Here is a 15,598-nt window from a genome sequence, read left to right as displayed (position 1 = left end):
ATTGGTACAGTGGGCCAAAATTCCGTTGTCCCAAGGCAATACGGTAAAAAGCTAACCTAACTGCGTATTTGGCGGCAGGACTTTTGGCTTGTCGCCTTTGGTCAGGTGGACCGCGTGGATGCCGGGTTTCTTCGACAGTTGCTCGAGCAGGCTGTCAAGACCTTCTTGATCGACATTATGGTGCTGTACGCTCTCGGGCTTTTCCGAAATTTGTGCGACCAGACGTTTGAGCTTCTCGGGCGAGTGCTTGTTTTTGAGGTCTTTGATGGGCGTGAGACGACCTCGGACGCCAGTGCCAGCGAAAGCGCTGGGAGCCCCTGCGCCTAAGGCACTGCCGAGCATTCCGGCCGCCGACATCGAACTGAGCAGGCTGCCCTCGCTAAGCGCGGCCGCCGGCACCGCCTCCGGCCCCGCGGCCGACAGCGCGGCAGCGACCATCCTGATATCCGGAGTCGCCGGGGCCCAACTCGGCGGAACTGTCAACTTTCCAACCAAGGTGCCGCGTCCGAAATCCGCCGTTACCGGCGCGCTGGTCAGCCAGCCCCGGCCCCAGTGTGGTGCCCCAAGGCCAAGTCCACCTCCCAGCGCATCTTTCGGCAGTTCGCCAAGCACAGCCGGCTTGGTCGCGAACTTGAGGAATTGCGACGCCGGGAAGTTGATGATCAGCCCGATGTCGTTGAACTGAGTGGTAAACCCGAGAGGAACCTTGATCGCCGTGTACAAGCTGCTATAGGTCGCTGCCGTGCCCGGCCCAAGCAGGGCGTCTATGAGCTTTGGAACAGCGGTGTTGTAAGCCGTGGCGAGGTCAGCACCCAATTGCAGCAGCTCCGATATCGGCCCGGCCCCAAGGAGCGTATCCGTGGCGGCTGCGCCGCCGGCGGCTTGCCCTACCGCGGCCGCCTGGCTGGCCAGACCGCTCGCATCGGTGATCTGCGGTGGCTCCGTGAACGCCGTCACTTGGGTAGCGGTCGCCGACGAGGTTGCATAGCTGTTCATCGCGGTGGCGTCTTGGGCCCAAAATTCCGCGTACTGAGCCTCGGTGGCCGCGATTGCCGACGTGTTCTGCCCAAAAAGGTTGGTAGCGATCAGTGTTGCGAGTTGGCTGCGATTCGCCGCGATCACCGGCGGCGGCACGTGTGCGGCGAATGCTGCCTCGTAGGCGCTTGCCGCCGCGGTCGCCTGGGTCGCTGCTTCCTTTGCCTGCGTCGCGGTTGCGCTGAGCCACGTCACATATGGCGCGACCGCGGCCGCCATGGCTGCCGATGATGGACCTACCCACGGCCCGCTGGTCAGACTCGAGATCGCGGACGAGTAGAGGGCCACCGTGGACTGTAGTTCTCCGGCAAGCGTGTCCCAGGCGGCCGCGGCGGCCAGCATCGGCCCCGAGCCAGGCCCGGTGTACATCCTGCCCGAGTTGATCTCCGGCGGTAGTGCTGCATACAACATGTCTTCGCCTCTTACCTGGTCGTAGCCGTCCTGGTCAGTCCTCGACCGCCGGGATCACGATGATGGTGGCGGCGGCTGGGTCCGCCTCGGCGACGACGCCGCCGAGTGACCTCGCCGCACCACCACCTCCGGAGCCGAACGCGGTAGCGCCCATGGCACGTCCCGCCAGGCTCGACAGGGCCATCTGGCCGAACACGCCGGCCTCGCCGCCGGCCAGGGAAGCAGCCGGTGCGGCTGCCATGTTGGCGGGTAGGACCGAGGCGAGCGTTCTCATCGCCGGCGCGGCTGTGGTCCAGCCTTCGGGCACCGACATACTTCCCACCAAGGCCGCGCGGCCCATGGCCCCCGACACTGGCGGCGCCCCACCTGCCGCTGCGGAGGTCAGGTTGAACCCCTGCCCAGCGATAGGTGCCAATGCCCCGGTGATGGGTTTCGCAGGGGCGTAGAAGGCCTGCAGCCCTTGCCCGTTTTGGGCGAAGGCGTATATCTGACCGAACGACAGGAACGGGCCGCCGGGTATGGAGGTCAGCCCCTGGAGGGAGTACGGCCCGGTGAGGGCCGACATGATTGTGTTCCAGTTTGCGATGTCGGTCGCCAGCCACGGTGGCAGGGTGATCCCCGGCAATGGCAATCCCGTAGCCGCGGCCGTTGACCCCGTGGTCGTCGCCAGGCTTTGCAGCGTGTTCGGCACCGCGGAGATCAACTGGGACAACTGCGTCGTCAACTCTGAGCCGGTAGCGGTCCCGGCGGATTGGGCAACCGCGGCCGCTTGCGTGGCGGCCGCCGACGGATTGGTGGTTTGCGGTGGCTCGGTGAACGGTGTCACCTCCGACGCGGTCGCAGACGAAGCGGCGTAGGCGTACATCGCGGCGGCGTCCTGCGCCCACATTTCGGCGTACTCGGCTTCAGTAGCCGCGATTGCCGGCGTGTTCTGTCCAAAAATGTTGGTGGCGATCAGCGTCATCAACAACGCGCGGTTTGCGGCAATCATCGGTGGGGGCACCGTCGCGGCAAACGCCGTCTCATACGCCGCCGCGGCGATCTTGGCCTGCGTGGCCGCCTGTTCAGCCTGAGCCCCCGTGGCGGTTATCCACGCCACATACGGAGCGGCCGCAGCCGCCATCGTGATCGAGGACGGACCCGCCCATGGGCCGATGGTCAAGCCCTCAATCGTGGAACCATATGAGGCGGCCATGTCGTGCAATTGCACGGCCAACTCGTCCCATGCCGCAGCTGCAGCCAACATCGGTCCGGACCCCGCCCCTACATACATCCGCCCGGAGTTGATTTCCGGCGGGAGCGCCCCGAAGTCCATATGTGTTACCTCCGGTCCCCTATACGGCCGCCATGGTAATCACGGCTCCCTCGTTGTGCATACAAATCGATCTGGCTCTTATCAAACTCACCAGATACGCAAATAAGGTTCTGTGAGTAATTTCACATGTTTTAGTGACGACAAACCCGCTCACGCCCGTTCGAAAAATCTGTCGCGGTAGGCATTTCCTCCCCCTTTTCAGGTTTCTGGCCTACGATACGAACATGCTGCGAAAAAATTATTTGCCTAGCGTTCCGCTCACGTAAGCGAAATGTAAACAGTCAGTGTCACCGGTCGTTGACGACTGGTGAGACGAGCGCGCAGCTATCGCTCTGTCACACTAAACACCGTGGTCACAACTATGATCGGCGACCATCCGGCAATGGACCCGAGGCCGATACAAGTATCTGCAGCTTGACGACTCGACTTGCATTGTCGCGATGTGCGAAAGAAAGGCATTTCACTGCGTCAATCGCGAATAATGCGACCCCCTTTTTCGCTGTTTAAAAAATGCTTTGGAGGGTTTCAAAATATGCACAAATGCTGCGCCGCGGCGGTAGGGCTTCGGAGCGTACGAACGATATTGGCTAAGGATATCCAGCGGCATTGTTACTGCAATCAGCTTATCGTTCGCCTGATCGTCGCCGGCAAACATTTCGCACCGCTGACCGCGGTCGAGACCAGTGGTCGTGTGCCCTGGCATACCCCTCAATCATCTACGACCGACCCCACAGATGGCTGCGTCAGCACTCGCGGGCGGCGGCCTGATGGTCGAGCGCCGAATGGATTACTGATCGTAGTGATGTGTTCTCCTGACACTGGGAAAGCGTACGCAAAACGTTCAAAAACTTATGCCGATACAGCTGCCACCTGACTGCCCAGTTGCTGGACATTCCCTGGGAGGACGCCCTCGTTGACCCGCCGCAGGCTATCCGGCGGCGGGTGGGCGTGCCACGAAGGTGGGGCGGAACCCGTACTGTGGCACGGCGCGGCCAAACGGTTGGCCGGCCATACTGCCTAACGGCATTCCGGGCATCCCGGCTGCCATCGCTGGCGGCGGCGCGACCATTGGCGTGCCTCCCAACGCCGAGCCAAGAGGGCTGACCGGCGCGGCGCCGGTCCAGCTTGGCGGTACCGATAGCTTGCCGATGATGCCTGCGTTGCCCGCGCCGGCGGAAATCATTCCACCAAGCCCGGCCGGGGATCCGACAGCACCTGTCACCGCGTTGGACGCGGCAGGTGCTGCCTCCGCGGCTATGTCCCCCGCCACATCGCCAATGGCGCCCGCACCGAGCAAGCTCGAAAGGGTTCCGATGGTGGCGCCCGGGGTGAAGAACCCAGTCGAAGTGATGGTGTTCCAGATATTCGCGTTGGGCCCCCACGTGTTCCAGAAGTTGTTCCACCAAGAAGGCCCATTCCCAGTCAGAATGTTCAGGATTTCTGTCCACCATGATGTGTTGTTGGAGCCCGTAAGTGTTTGCAATGCGCTGGGCACAGCGGAGATCAGCTGCGACAGATCGTTCTGCTGGCTGGCGGCCGAGTTGCCGGCGGCTTGGGTAACGGCAGCGGCCTGGGCGGCCAGCCCGCTGGGGTTGGTTGTCTGGTGCGGTTCGACGAACGGGCTCAACTCCGTTGCTGCAGCCGAGGAACCGGCGTAGGCGTACATGGCCATCGCGTCTTGGGCCCACATTTCGGCGTACTGGGCCTCGTTGGCCGCGATCGCCGGCGTGTTTTGCCCCAGGACGTTGGTGGCGATCAGCGCCATCAGCTGAGCACGGTTGGCCGCGACCGCCGCTGGTGGCACCGTTGCGGCGAACGCGGCTTCGTAAGCACCCGCGGCGGCCTCGGCTTGCGCGGCGGTCTGCTCGGCTTGGACGGCGACGCTGCTCATCCACCCAACGTAGGGGGCCGCGGCGGCCGCCATGGATGCTGACGCCGGGCCGCACCATTCCTCGGTGGTTAATGCGGCGAGCACCGAGCCGTAAGACAACGCGGTGGCACGCAGTTCTGCGGCCAATCCGCTCCAGGCTGACGCGGCGGCCAGCATTGGCCCCGAGCCCGCTCCCATGTACATGCGAGTGGAGTTGATTTCGGGCGGCAATGCGGCAAAGTCCAGGGCGGCGGTCATCGTTGCCCCCTTCTCGTTAGCTGGCGGAAATGGTGTTGGCGGCTTCGGTGGCCGCATAGGAATCGGCGCTGGTGCCCAGGGTCGCGATAAACCGCTCATGGACTCCCGTGGCACGCGCGCCCACCAATTGATATAGGGCGCCGTGGGCGCTGAACTGTGTCGGAATGAACGCGACGTCATGCAAGAGACCGGCAGCCAGGGCTAAGGCTTTCGGATTGGTAGTGACAAATGACATCGGACATGATCCTCACGGGAAATCACCCAACCCGGACGGTGGCATTTCCGCGCAACCCACACACGTTTCGCGTGGCGAAACGTGAGATCAGGAAATTGCTGTAACGCGGTTCAGACTGCGAAAACGGCGCCAGGGTCGGATCGGAACGAAATGGTCGTCGATCTCGGATAGGGACTATCGCCGGGACTCATTCGCTCTCACCTCCTCAGGGCCGGGGCACACGGGGATGCCGGGTACCGCGCACATAGGGATGAGGGCCCAACGCAAAGCGATCGGGCGGGCACCCCTCTCGTCAGAGCTTTGGCACCACACGGCGTATCTGGCTGGTAAAACCAGAAGCCACTTGGGCTCAACCCTTAAGCCGGGAAGAGCTGTCCTGACCCTGGGCGTCTTTCGACGTTCGAGGTCAGTGGCCTATATCCGTGCAGACGCCTCACCTAGCGAGGTGCATACCGGCCCCATCGTGGCACTCGCAGCGATGGGAGTCAACCCAACACGCAACCGACTGCAAATATCGGTGTACAAACCGAGCAACCAGCGCAAAAGCACAATTCGGGGCTATCGGGCGGTCCGCAGTCTCTGTCAGCCGGCGGCGGGCGGGCGCGGCATGATCGTCAGCCGGAATCCGTATCGGGGACCATTGCCAAAATTACGTGCGTAAGCGGCCGGCATGCCGGGCACGCCGGGCACTCCCGCAGCCTCAGGCGCAGCAGCGGTGCTGGTCAAACCTGTGCCGGATACTGCGGCACCGGGGGAATTTGCCACCTCGACGGCCGCCGTCCAGCTCGGTGGAACAGACAGTCGCCCAACCAGGGCCGCCTGGTTCGTGCCGGTCGTAACGCCACCCAATCCCGGCTGAGTGCCCGTCGCCCCGGTCCACGTGGGATTGCCGGAACCGGAGCCCATCGGCGGTAAGGAGACCTGCTCCGTATCGCCGAGAGCCACGGCATTGACATCGGCAAGCGCGCTCGTGATTGCGGGCATGACCGCTGCGGGAGCCGTATATCCGGCTGACACCCACCCATTCGACAGCGAGGAGTTCAGGAAGATCCCGTAGGGGTTCCCATCGTTTCCATCCAGGAAATTCAGGATGTCGGCAAGCAGTCCCGGCTGGGTAATTGCGTCGAATGGCGACGCCGCCGCAGGTGATGCGAATTCTTGTATGCTCGCCGGCACCGCCGACATGAGTTGGGGCAACTGCGTTTGGGTAACGCTGCCCACTGCGGAACCGGCCGCTTGAGAGACCGCCGCAGCCTGGCCGGCCTGCCCGGAGGTACTGGTGGTCTGCGCCGGTTCAGTAAATGGTGTCAGCGCTGCGGCCTCGGCAGAACTCGCCGCATATGCGTACATCGCCGTCGCGTCCTGGGCCCACATTTCGGCGTATTCGGCCTCGGTAGCCGCGATCGCAGGTGTGTTAATACCGAGAAAATTGGTCGCCACTAGTGCCAGCAATCGCGCACGATTCGCCGCAACCACAGCCGGGGGCACGGTCATCGCGTGCGCGGCCTCAAACGCCGCCGCGGCCGCCGCGGCCTGAGCGGCTGTCTGTGCGGCCTGCAGGCCCGTCGCGCTCATCCAAGTCACATACGGGGCGACCGCAGCCGCCATCGCTGCCGATGCCGGCCCCAGCCATCCTTCACTGACCAACGCCGAGATCACCGACTCGTATGCCGTTGCGGTCAAATGCATTTCGGCAGCAAGGTCATCCCAGGCCGTCACAGCAGCCAGCAGTGGCGCCGATCCTGGCCCGGAATACATGCGCAGGGAGTTGACTTCAGGCGGGAGCGCCCCGAAATCCATTGCCTGCACCTCCTTTTGGCCGACCTTTAACCGATCGCGCAGCGCGTTGTTGGCTTCGGTGACCGCATACGTGCCAGCACCGATAGGCCAAAGTCACGAAGACCGTTGCGTTATCCAGCGGCTGGCGGGCGTCCCATGACTGTGGGCCGGAATCCGTACCGCGGGGCACTTCCGAACCCGTGCCCGTAAGCGCCCACGGCGGGCATGCCGGGCACGCCGGGCATACCGGCCGCCGCTTCTGGGACGGCGGTGCTGGTCCAGCCGCCACCTGCTGCCGCAGCTCCGGCGTGGTTCGCCACCGCGGTCGCCGCCGTCCAGCTCTGTGGGACGGACAATCGCCCGATTAACGCCGCCTTGTTGGTGCCGGCCGACACCTCTGCCGTACTCCACGAGGCCGGAGTCACAGTGCCCAAAGGGGGCACGCCTATAGGGCTGGCCGGCGAGTCTGCCGGTATCCACCCCGGATTTCCTTCGCCCGAGCCCATGGGTGGTACCGCGACACCTTCTTGCGCGCCGAGCGCTACGGCGTTGATGTCTGCCATTGCAGCCCAGACGGCCGGGCCGACGAGGGCGGGGCTGACGTACCCGGCCGAGACGAAGCCGTTCATCAACGAGGAGTTCAAGAAGATCCCATAAGGATTCCCGTCGTTGCCATCCAGGAAATTCAGGATGTCGGCGAGCAATCCCGTCCCCGGAATGGCGTCGAGCGGCGACGCCGCGGCTGGTGATGCAAGTCCTTGCAGACTGTCCGGCACCGCGGACATTAGTTGCGGCAACTCCGATTGCGCGAGGCTGCCCGCGGCGCTGGCGGCGGCTTGGGTGACCGCTTCGGCCTGGTCGGCCTGCCCGCTCGGGTTGGTCGTCTGCGCCGGCTCCGTGAACGGTGTCAGCGTCGCGGCGGCAGCAGAACCGGTCGCATAGCCATACATCGCCGCCGCGTCCTGGGCCCACATCTCGCCGTATGCAGCCTCGGTCGCGGCGATGGCGGGCGTGTTCTGACCAATCAAGTTGGTCGCGACCAGCGCCGCCAATTGAGCCCGGTTAGCCGCCACCACAGGTGGAGGCACCGTCATCGCGAACGCGGACTCAAATGCGCCCGCCGCTGCCGCTGCCTGACGGGCAGTCTGCTCGGCCTGCATTCCCGTGATGGTCATCCACGCCAGATATGGGGTGACTGCGGCCACCATCGATGCCGAGGCCGGGCCCAGCCATTCGTCGCTGGTCAGTGTCGAGATCACCGTCTCGTATGCGTCCGCCGTCGAACGCAGCTCTGCGGCGAGGCTGTCCCAGGCCGTCACAGCAGCCAGCATCGGGGCCGATCCTGGCCCCGAATACATGCGCAAAGAGTTGACTTCCGGTGGTAACGCTCCGAAATCCATTGCCACACCTCCTTTAACCGGCAATGACTGCATTGGCCACGTTGGCCATGAACAGTTCGTGAAGGATCGCCGCTTTGCGGCCCGGACCTTGATAGATTGGGGCGCGCAACGCGAATTGTGTTGCGGCGGGCCTAGATAGCATGGACGTCTCCTCGTCGGGATAGTCCGACCCGGAGTTCGGCCTCGGCCGCTGTGGTGGTGTCGGGGTGTGGCCGAAAGCACCTAGGCAATCACTGCGCAGCGTGTTTCGGGTACTCGGCGCCAATCGATTCAGACGGCGGAAAATTCGCCTTGACCGGATCGGAAAGAAACGATCATCAACTTCGTACAACCACTGTCAATTGGATCGGTCCCGGCCCACCTCCCGTCACGTTTCGGTCACCCGGGAGTGCCGCCGTGTTGCGCAAATTGGGATAACCGTCGACCCGGCAAAATTTGCCAGACTCGGCATCCCGCTCGTCTGAGCTTCGGCACCAAACAGCGTATCCGGCTGCGGCGCTGCCCGAAGCGAGTTAGACACAACCCATACACTTGGCGTGTCGTGCCGGCCCCTGGGCGCCTTCGGCGGTAACCGCCAATCTCTATTTCCGGGCCGATTTCCGTGCAGAAACATCACTGGCGAGCCAGTGTCCGGTGCCCCGGGGCTATCGCGCCCTATGCACGCCAACGCGACTCCCGGAGGTTGCGATGAGCGATAAACGTGACGGTCGTAAATGTCCGGGACATTCGACGGACTGAATCGGGACTACGCGGAGCCGCGGTTAGCTGGCCGAGGCTAGACCAGAATTGTCTAGGTTGTCTTCTTCTCCGCCACTGCAGCGCGGAGTCCTTCGGCGAGATCTTCGGCAGTCAACTCTTTGAATCGGCGCAATTGGGCTTCGCTGAAGTCGGTGAGATCGCTGGCGAGCACTTCGTCGAGAATTGCGTCATCGAGCCGGAAACTGCGATGATCGCGCGCCTTCTCCACCACATTGCGCACGAAACCGGCATTGCCGAGCACATCTATTCCGCGAATCAAATCTCCGTCTTCGGAGTAGGTCTCGTCGCTGTAGAACTTGGTGTAGGACGGTAACAACACCTGGGCCACTTCCTCGGTGATGACGTCCTCGTTCTCCTGGCCCATCAGGCGCGTCAGCGCGATCAGCTCGTCCGGGGTGTAGCTGAAGAACTCGATAACTGTCGAAAAACGCCGCCGCAGACCCTGATTCACCTCGAGCATCTTTTCCATCGCCTTGGCGTAACCCGCGCCGAACACCACTAGCTCGTCACGATGGTTTTCCATATACAGCAGGAGCGTGTTGATAATCGCGTTGCCGTAAGGGTCGCCCTGGGAGTACCCCTTCTCGTGCAGCGTGTGCATCTCGTCGAAGAAAACCGCCCCGCCCAGCGCGCCCTCGAGCATCTCCTCGGTGTTCTTCTCCGCATCCGCCATATAGCGGCCCAACAGCTTGGTTCGGCTGGTCTCCACCACAACCGGCTTGCGCAGCACGGTCAGCCCGCACAACTGCTTACTGAAAGCGCGCGCGACTGACGTCTTGCCGGTTCCCGGGGGCCCCAATAACAGCGTGTGGCGCGAAGTCACCGGGACCGGAAGGCCCATCTTGGCTCGCGCAAGGTTCACCTTGGTCGTGGACTTGATGAGTTTGATTTCTCGCTTGGCTCGTTCCATACCGAGCATCGCGTTCAGCTCGGCGTCGCCTTCGGCCAAGTACTTCGCGGCCATCTCGGCATGGCGAGCGGCCTCCGTCTGTGCGCGGGTCGGCGCACTATCCGGATCCCACGGATCCGTCCGCGCCTCAATTGTTTCCGGGTCGGTTAGCACCAGCCGATAGTTGGGATTGTCCAACGCCTCGCGGGCGGGGGTGAACTTCGCATCGCGTGAATACACGCGGCGAAGCAGCTCTACCGCTTCCTCCTCGCGCCCGACGTGCCGCAGGCACATGCCCTGGGTGTACAAGGCGATGTTTGCCGCGCCGGGTACCCGGTCCCCCTCGATGGCTTCCTGGGCGCGGCGGTATGCCTCTTCGAAGACGCCGAGTGACGCCAGTGCCGTCGTGGCCATTGCCGCGCCCGCGGCTTTCAGCTCGGGGTGACGCCACGGCGTTGCCTCGGGGAATTGCGCGAGCACATCCGGCCAGCGTTTGGTGCGGAAGTACAACACACCCCGGACATAGCTCACCAACTCAGCATCGAACGGATGCTTGGGATCGCTGGAGTCCAGCAGTTCCGCCGCCTCCTGGTAACGCTTAGCCTCGGCGAGGACCGCCGCGTACGCACAGGCGAGCGAGTCCACGCTGGTTACCGCCAGCCGCAGAAACAACCCGTCGGAGACCTCAGGGCGGAACTGCAGATCCGTGACGCCAAGGCGGCGCGTCTCCCAACCGAAGGTCCTTACTGCCGCCCATGCGCCAGCCAGCACGTCGATGCTCTGGTCCCCGGCCAGCACCCGCGCCAGCCAGGCATCGCACATCGCTGGATCCAGGGTGGTAGCGGTGGTGAACATCTGCGAGGCCACCTGCGGATTGTGGCTAGGTTGCAGGCCGTTGACAGAGATTCCCGATGCCAGCAGACCGGCGACCAGTGCGTTACGGGCGTCTTCGGCGGCTGACTGCGCGCGGGTCATTGCCCTGTGGACAAGCTTGTTGCGTGTTCCGGCTCGTGGCTGACTGGCAGCTCGAGTTCGTCATGCTCCCCAAGCCTGCGGCTAGGTACTACCAATTGGGGCCGGGTCGTAGGCGCAGGCACGCTGGCGCGCACAGCGGCCAACTGTCGGCCGGTGAGTCGGTTGAGCCCTGCTGATAGTTCCCTAGGCAAACGGGCTTCACTGTGATAGCGCACCCACGCCGACACCGCAGGCCCCTCCACCCGCATGGTCAACCGCACCGTAAGCACAGTCGCTGCCACTTCCGGGGCGTCGGGCAACCACAACTGCTCCAATGTCTCAGAGCTGATGTCCGCTGGCGTCACCCAAAAACTCGTCACGTATCCATTGAAATGCTTGAGGTGCCGCCAACCCGGGCGACTCCATGTCGGCTCCAAATCCGCAAGCACCGCGTTATCCATCTCGGCCAGCACATCCGCAGTCAACGGCCGGGCTGCACAACTTTGCCCATCCAGATCCTGGGCCAGCCGCTCGGTGGCCGCCACCAACGTCGACGCCAACGAATCGCGGCACACCACGGCAGCCACATTGCGTTGCGGATTCATCCGCAACACCAACCAGGTGCTACGCCGATCGGCGGCGGGCTGATCACCCACCACATCCCACTCCTCAGGCCCCCACTCCTCCAGCGAAGCCGAGGCCTTGGCCGCCTCCGCTGCGCCACGCGCCTGCACCGACACAATGTCGATGCCATCAAGCTGAATGTCGAACTGGCGCAACGTCTCAGCGACTGCGGTCACCGGCAAAACGGCTGCCGTCCCCGTCGCAAAACCAGTCCGATGGCGGTGGCGACCCGACGGATCGCCTTCACCGTCGTCAACAGCGATCACGGTGACCAACTGGCCCCGATACTCACGCACACCTACGGTGTCACGCCCGAAGCGACGCTGGTGGTCGATTGCCGGCGTGCATCCAGCCCCGAGCGCCGCACCCTGGTCAGCCGACCAATCCCATAGCCACGCCGCCACACCCGATGTCACCGTGATCCCGCGATAGGTCACCACCGACAGCAGCGTTACCAGCACCGCGAGGGCCACACCGACCCACCACGCCACATGCTTGTCGCCCTGCCATGATTCCGGGCAATGGCTGGCGGCCAGCAAAATCAGGACGTCGACCAAAAACACCGTCGTAACGCGCGGCCACGACAACGACAACCCAAACCTGCGCTGAGTCTTCATCGCTGCTTCCTTGATCGCCGCATTAATGTCGCCGTACCAAACACCGCGCCGCCTATCAGTAGTGCACCGGTTAATCCACCGGCTGCCACCCACACTGGCACCATGTTGCGATCGGCGGGCGGCTTTGGCAGTACCAGTGGTGCTGATAGCTGCTTTGGCGGCCTGGCGGGGCCTTCGGGCACATCCCATGTCAGTGCCGCCACCGGGTCAACCAAACCGTAGCCGACTTGGTTGTCGACGCCGCGAGCGGGCGCCCTGGCCGTGTGAATCAACCGATTCATAACCTGGTACGCGGATAAGTCGGGGAACTTGGCGCGTACGAGCGCGGCCACGCCGGACACGATCGCAGCCGAGAAGCTGGTGCCCGCCGGAACCAACAACGTGTTGTCCGGGCCGTCAACCGCATTGATCAGACCGTCGTCGCGGGGTGAGAGTCCGACGATGTCGGTTCCGGGTGCGGAGATCGATACCCATGGTCCGGCGATGCTCATTTGACTCATTGGCTGCCCGTTGGAGTCGACTGCTCCGACGGTCAGCACATAGTCGCTGAACCAGGAGGGCGTCACCACCGTGGTGACAGCGTTCCAGTTGCGAGGATCATCGGGCTGCAACGGGTCAAAGATCGGGTTCTGCTTGCAGTCCTTCTTGCTGCTGTCGCCGGCTGCGGCCACGATGAGGGCGTTCTTGTCGACCGCCGCGTAATGAACGGCGGCGCCCAGGACGCGCTGGTCGATGACGTTGCGCGCGCTCATGCATGTCACGTCGGAGATGTTGATCACCGAAGCTCCCATGTTGGCAGCGTGCACGATCGCTCGCGCCATCGTCTGGACGCCGTCGATCTTCGCCGCCGTCTGCGGATCTTCGTCCCCGGTGTAGGGGTCCTTGAGGCCAAAGGCCTGGCTTGACTGGCGAATTGAGATCACCTCAACGTCCGGTGCGATTCCGCTGAAAGCGTCCGGGGCTGGTGCCGCGGATGCAGCCGGCGGTGGAGGCGGTGGCGGTGCGGGTGTCGAGGTGGTCGACGGGGCGAGCGGGTGCGGGGCCAGCGGGTGTGGATTGTCGACCGAAATCACGTGCCCGCCACCGGAATAGCCGGGAATGGTCACGGTGCCGCCGCCGTGGTTCGCGGCCGGCGCCTGACCAGGTCCTGGCGGTGGCCCGGGTGGAGCCCCTTCCTGCGGCGACGGCGGCGGAGCCGGAATCACCGTCACCGTCGGGCCGGGTACCGGCGACAGTGTCACCGTCTGCGGCGGTGGTGGCTTTTCTGTGGTGGGCACGGTCACCGGCCGACGTGGCGCAGCCGGCGGCGCTACTGCCCCGTTGGCGGGAGCCGCGGCGATCATCGACGCGACGATGGTTCCGTGTGCGTCGCAGTCGGACAGGCCGTCACCACCCGCCATCACGTAGTCGCCGCCCGGGATCAAGTGCGGCAGTCGTGGGTGTGGTGTCACACCGGTATCAATGACGGCGACCTTAACCCCACCGCCACGTCCGAATTGCCATGCCTCTGTCAAGTTCAGCATGTCCATGTATTTCGGCTGCAACCGGAAATCCGTGCCTGGTATCACCCCGACCTCGGTGCAGTAGGAGTTTTGCTTCATCGGCGCCACTGGTCCGGGTGGACCGTCAGGCGGCAACGCGCCCGGATCAATCGTCGGCGGCGAGATGGCATACGCCGGCGGGAGGCCGGCTAACGCACCCGAGGCAAGCAGAATCGCGGCGACGGTCGCGGTGCTTGCGCGACCACGCCACGACTTGCTGCTATCTGTACCTAATCGCTGCATAGACATTCATCAACCACAATGCCAGCGGGAAGATCGGCATCAGGCAGAGATATTCAATCCATTCCACAAACTTGCGGAACAGCGGGCTGTAGATGGTGTTGGGCACCACAGCCGCGGCTGTCAACCCCGCCGCGGGCAGCAGCACCAGGATCGCCGCCGCGATCGACACGGACAGCGGCGAGTGCAGCCCGGCCGCGTACCGCACGCACACCGCGGCGACGATGATCACGGCGGTCGAGGCCAAGGTGATCGCCTGCCAACGGTCGACGTAGGAGCGACCACGCAGCAGCAGGAAACCTGCGGTGAACCCGGTCAGGATCAGCGGCAGCCAGCGTTCGTGGGTGTGTGGATTGCACAACGCGGTCGCACACACAGTCACGAGGACGCCGAGTCCCACCAACAAGCCGCTCAAAAACGACCGGGCGCGCCCTGCTTGCAGCAGCACATCCCGCACCGACGCCGGTCCTTCCAGAGTCGGCGGACCGCCGTCCGACACCACCACAGTCGTCGGCAGATCGGGGCGGGCCTCGAAAACCCATCGGCTCGTGGCGGACGGGAACACCGGCAGCCGGATGCCGGCCCGTCGTCGGGACAGCGCCGGCGCCGCGTGGTAGAAAAACACGCAGGCCCGCAGCACACAGGACAGCAAGGTCACCGCACTGGTCGCTGCGACCATTCGCGACAGGCTCGCAAGCGTTGTCAGCGCGCTGATGGTGATGACCGCGGTGTAGATCCCCAGTCGGCGACCGGTAAACCGCAGCGCCAGCGCGGCGGCGACGGTGAGGACCCCAAATCCGAGCACAGCTTGCGGGGACCCGACCGGACCTGGCGGTGCCGCGGCGGCCGCAACCGTCACCGGCACGATCCCGCTCATCAGCATGACGTCGGCAACGCGCCGATCCGCGTCCGTCTTGGCGCGCATCAACAGCAACATAGCCACTACCAACACGAGCACGCCGATCACCGCGGTGAAGATGGTTGTCAACCACGTGTTGTGGTGCCAGCGCCACCAGGCCAGCACGCCGGATGCCAGCACAACCCCAGTCGCCACCATCGCCGCACCGACCTGGACTGCGACGATGGGGTCGATTGCGGCGAATCGCTTGCTGAGGTTGGACGACACTGCAGTGGAGATGTGCTCGATGACCTGCGAGCGGTGTTCGGTGTCGGCAATAAACCGAATCCACAGTCGGTCGCCGTCGTAGACGTCTTGTTCCGTAAGCGACTGGGTGGCGCGCAGCGGCGTGCCGTCAACGAGACACAGTGCCCATCGGCCGCGCCCAGTGGCTTCCAATGGAGTCTCACCGAGTTCCCGGAGTCGGCTGTTGACAACCTTCAACAGTGGCTCGGTCATCACTGAAACCGGAGCGTTGGCGTCCAACAGCACACCGACCTGGACACCCTCACCGGCCATGATGCCGATTACAACGGCTCGCGGCGACGAGACGCCCTCGACATCGGCCTGTGGCGCATCAGCTACTGCAGTCATCGTCCTGCTCCCCCTGCCATGGCGAATGTGTTGCGGTGTGTTCTCGGCGGCACGTGGGGCTCTTTCGGTGTGCGCACCGAGACGCCCAAGATGTCAAAGCCCTCTGGGAGTAGCGGCTCGACTGACTCCGATTTCATTTGCCTCGCCTCGCGACTATTAATTGCGGTTGACCTTGCTTT

At 64.0% G+C, this 15,598-nt stretch carries 10 protein-coding genes and 1 riboswitch; all 10 genes read right to left on the bottom strand.

The window, feature by feature from the left end; genetic code table 11:
- Positions 1 to 51: 51 nt before the first annotated feature.
- The 10 genes from MSIMFI_RS22345 to eccD all read right to left on the bottom strand — a co-directional run bounded on the left by MSIMFI_RS22345 (position 52) and on the right by eccD (position 15,419).
- A complete protein-coding gene (locus MSIMFI_RS22345; protein WP_191499214.1) occupies positions 52 to 1,446 on the bottom strand; it encodes a PPE family protein in 1,395 nt (464 codons plus the stop codon).
- 34 nt (positions 1,447 to 1,480) lie between these two features.
- Positions 1,481 to 2,761 carry a PPE family protein gene (locus tag MSIMFI_RS22340; protein ID WP_191499213.1) on the bottom strand — a complete coding sequence of 427 codons (1,281 nt, stop codon included), beginning with the start codon at positions 2,759 to 2,761 and terminating at the stop codon, positions 1,481 to 1,483.
- A gap of 928 nt (positions 2,762 to 3,689) precedes the next feature.
- The gene (locus tag MSIMFI_RS22335) at positions 3,690 to 4,889 is read right to left on the bottom strand and encodes a PPE family protein (protein WP_318187424.1); all 1,200 of its coding nucleotides are present in this window, start codon (positions 4,887 to 4,889) and stop codon (positions 3,690 to 3,692) included.
- Between the two features lie 16 nt (positions 4,890 to 4,905).
- Positions 4,906 to 5,124 carry a PE family protein gene (locus tag MSIMFI_RS22330; RefSeq protein WP_191499212.1) on the bottom strand — a complete coding sequence of 73 codons (219 nt, stop codon included), beginning with the start codon at positions 5,122 to 5,124 and terminating at the stop codon, positions 4,906 to 4,908.
- Positions 5,125 to 5,401: 277 nt separating this feature from the next.
- Positions 5,402 to 5,576, bottom strand: a riboswitch (M-box (ykoK) riboswitch).
- 130 nt (positions 5,577 to 5,706) lie between these two features.
- Positions 5,707 to 6,924, bottom strand: a complete 1,218-nt coding sequence (locus MSIMFI_RS22325) for a PPE family protein (protein WP_191499211.1) — start codon at positions 6,922 to 6,924, stop codon at positions 5,707 to 5,709.
- 110 nt (positions 6,925 to 7,034) lie between these two features.
- The gene (locus tag MSIMFI_RS22320; protein ID WP_191499210.1) at positions 7,035 to 8,303 is read right to left on the bottom strand and encodes a PPE family protein; all 1,269 of its coding nucleotides are present in this window, start codon (positions 8,301 to 8,303) and stop codon (positions 7,035 to 7,037) included.
- Between the two features lie 790 nt (positions 8,304 to 9,093).
- Complete coding sequence (gene eccA5, locus MSIMFI_RS22315; protein ID WP_186243230.1) at positions 9,094 to 10,926, bottom strand: type VII secretion system ESX-5 AAA family ATPase EccA5; 1,833 nt, start codon at positions 10,924 to 10,926, stop codon at positions 9,094 to 9,096.
- Positions 10,923 to 12,146 carry a type VII secretion protein EccE gene (gene eccE / locus MSIMFI_RS22310; protein WP_191499209.1) on the bottom strand — a complete coding sequence of 408 codons (1,224 nt, stop codon included), beginning with the start codon at positions 12,144 to 12,146 and terminating at the stop codon, positions 10,923 to 10,925. Before eccE ends, eccA5 begins: the two co-directional genes overlap by 4 nt.
- Complete coding sequence (gene mycP, locus MSIMFI_RS22305) at positions 12,143 to 13,930, bottom strand: type VII secretion-associated serine protease mycosin (protein ID WP_186243228.1); 1,788 nt, start codon at positions 13,928 to 13,930, stop codon at positions 12,143 to 12,145. Before mycP ends, eccE begins: the two co-directional genes overlap by 4 nt.
- The gene (eccD, locus tag MSIMFI_RS22300; RefSeq protein ID WP_191499208.1) at positions 13,908 to 15,419 is read right to left on the bottom strand and encodes a type VII secretion integral membrane protein EccD; all 1,512 of its coding nucleotides are present in this window, start codon (positions 15,417 to 15,419) and stop codon (positions 13,908 to 13,910) included. Before eccD ends, mycP begins: the two co-directional genes overlap by 23 nt.
- Positions 15,420 to 15,598 lie beyond the last annotated feature (179 nt).

The organism is Mycobacterium simulans (genome assembly GCF_900232995.1).
Taxonomy (GTDB): Bacteria; Actinomycetota; Actinomycetes; order Mycobacteriales; family Mycobacteriaceae; genus Mycobacterium; species Mycobacterium simulans.
This window is presented reverse-complemented; position numbering and strand designations above follow the sequence as displayed.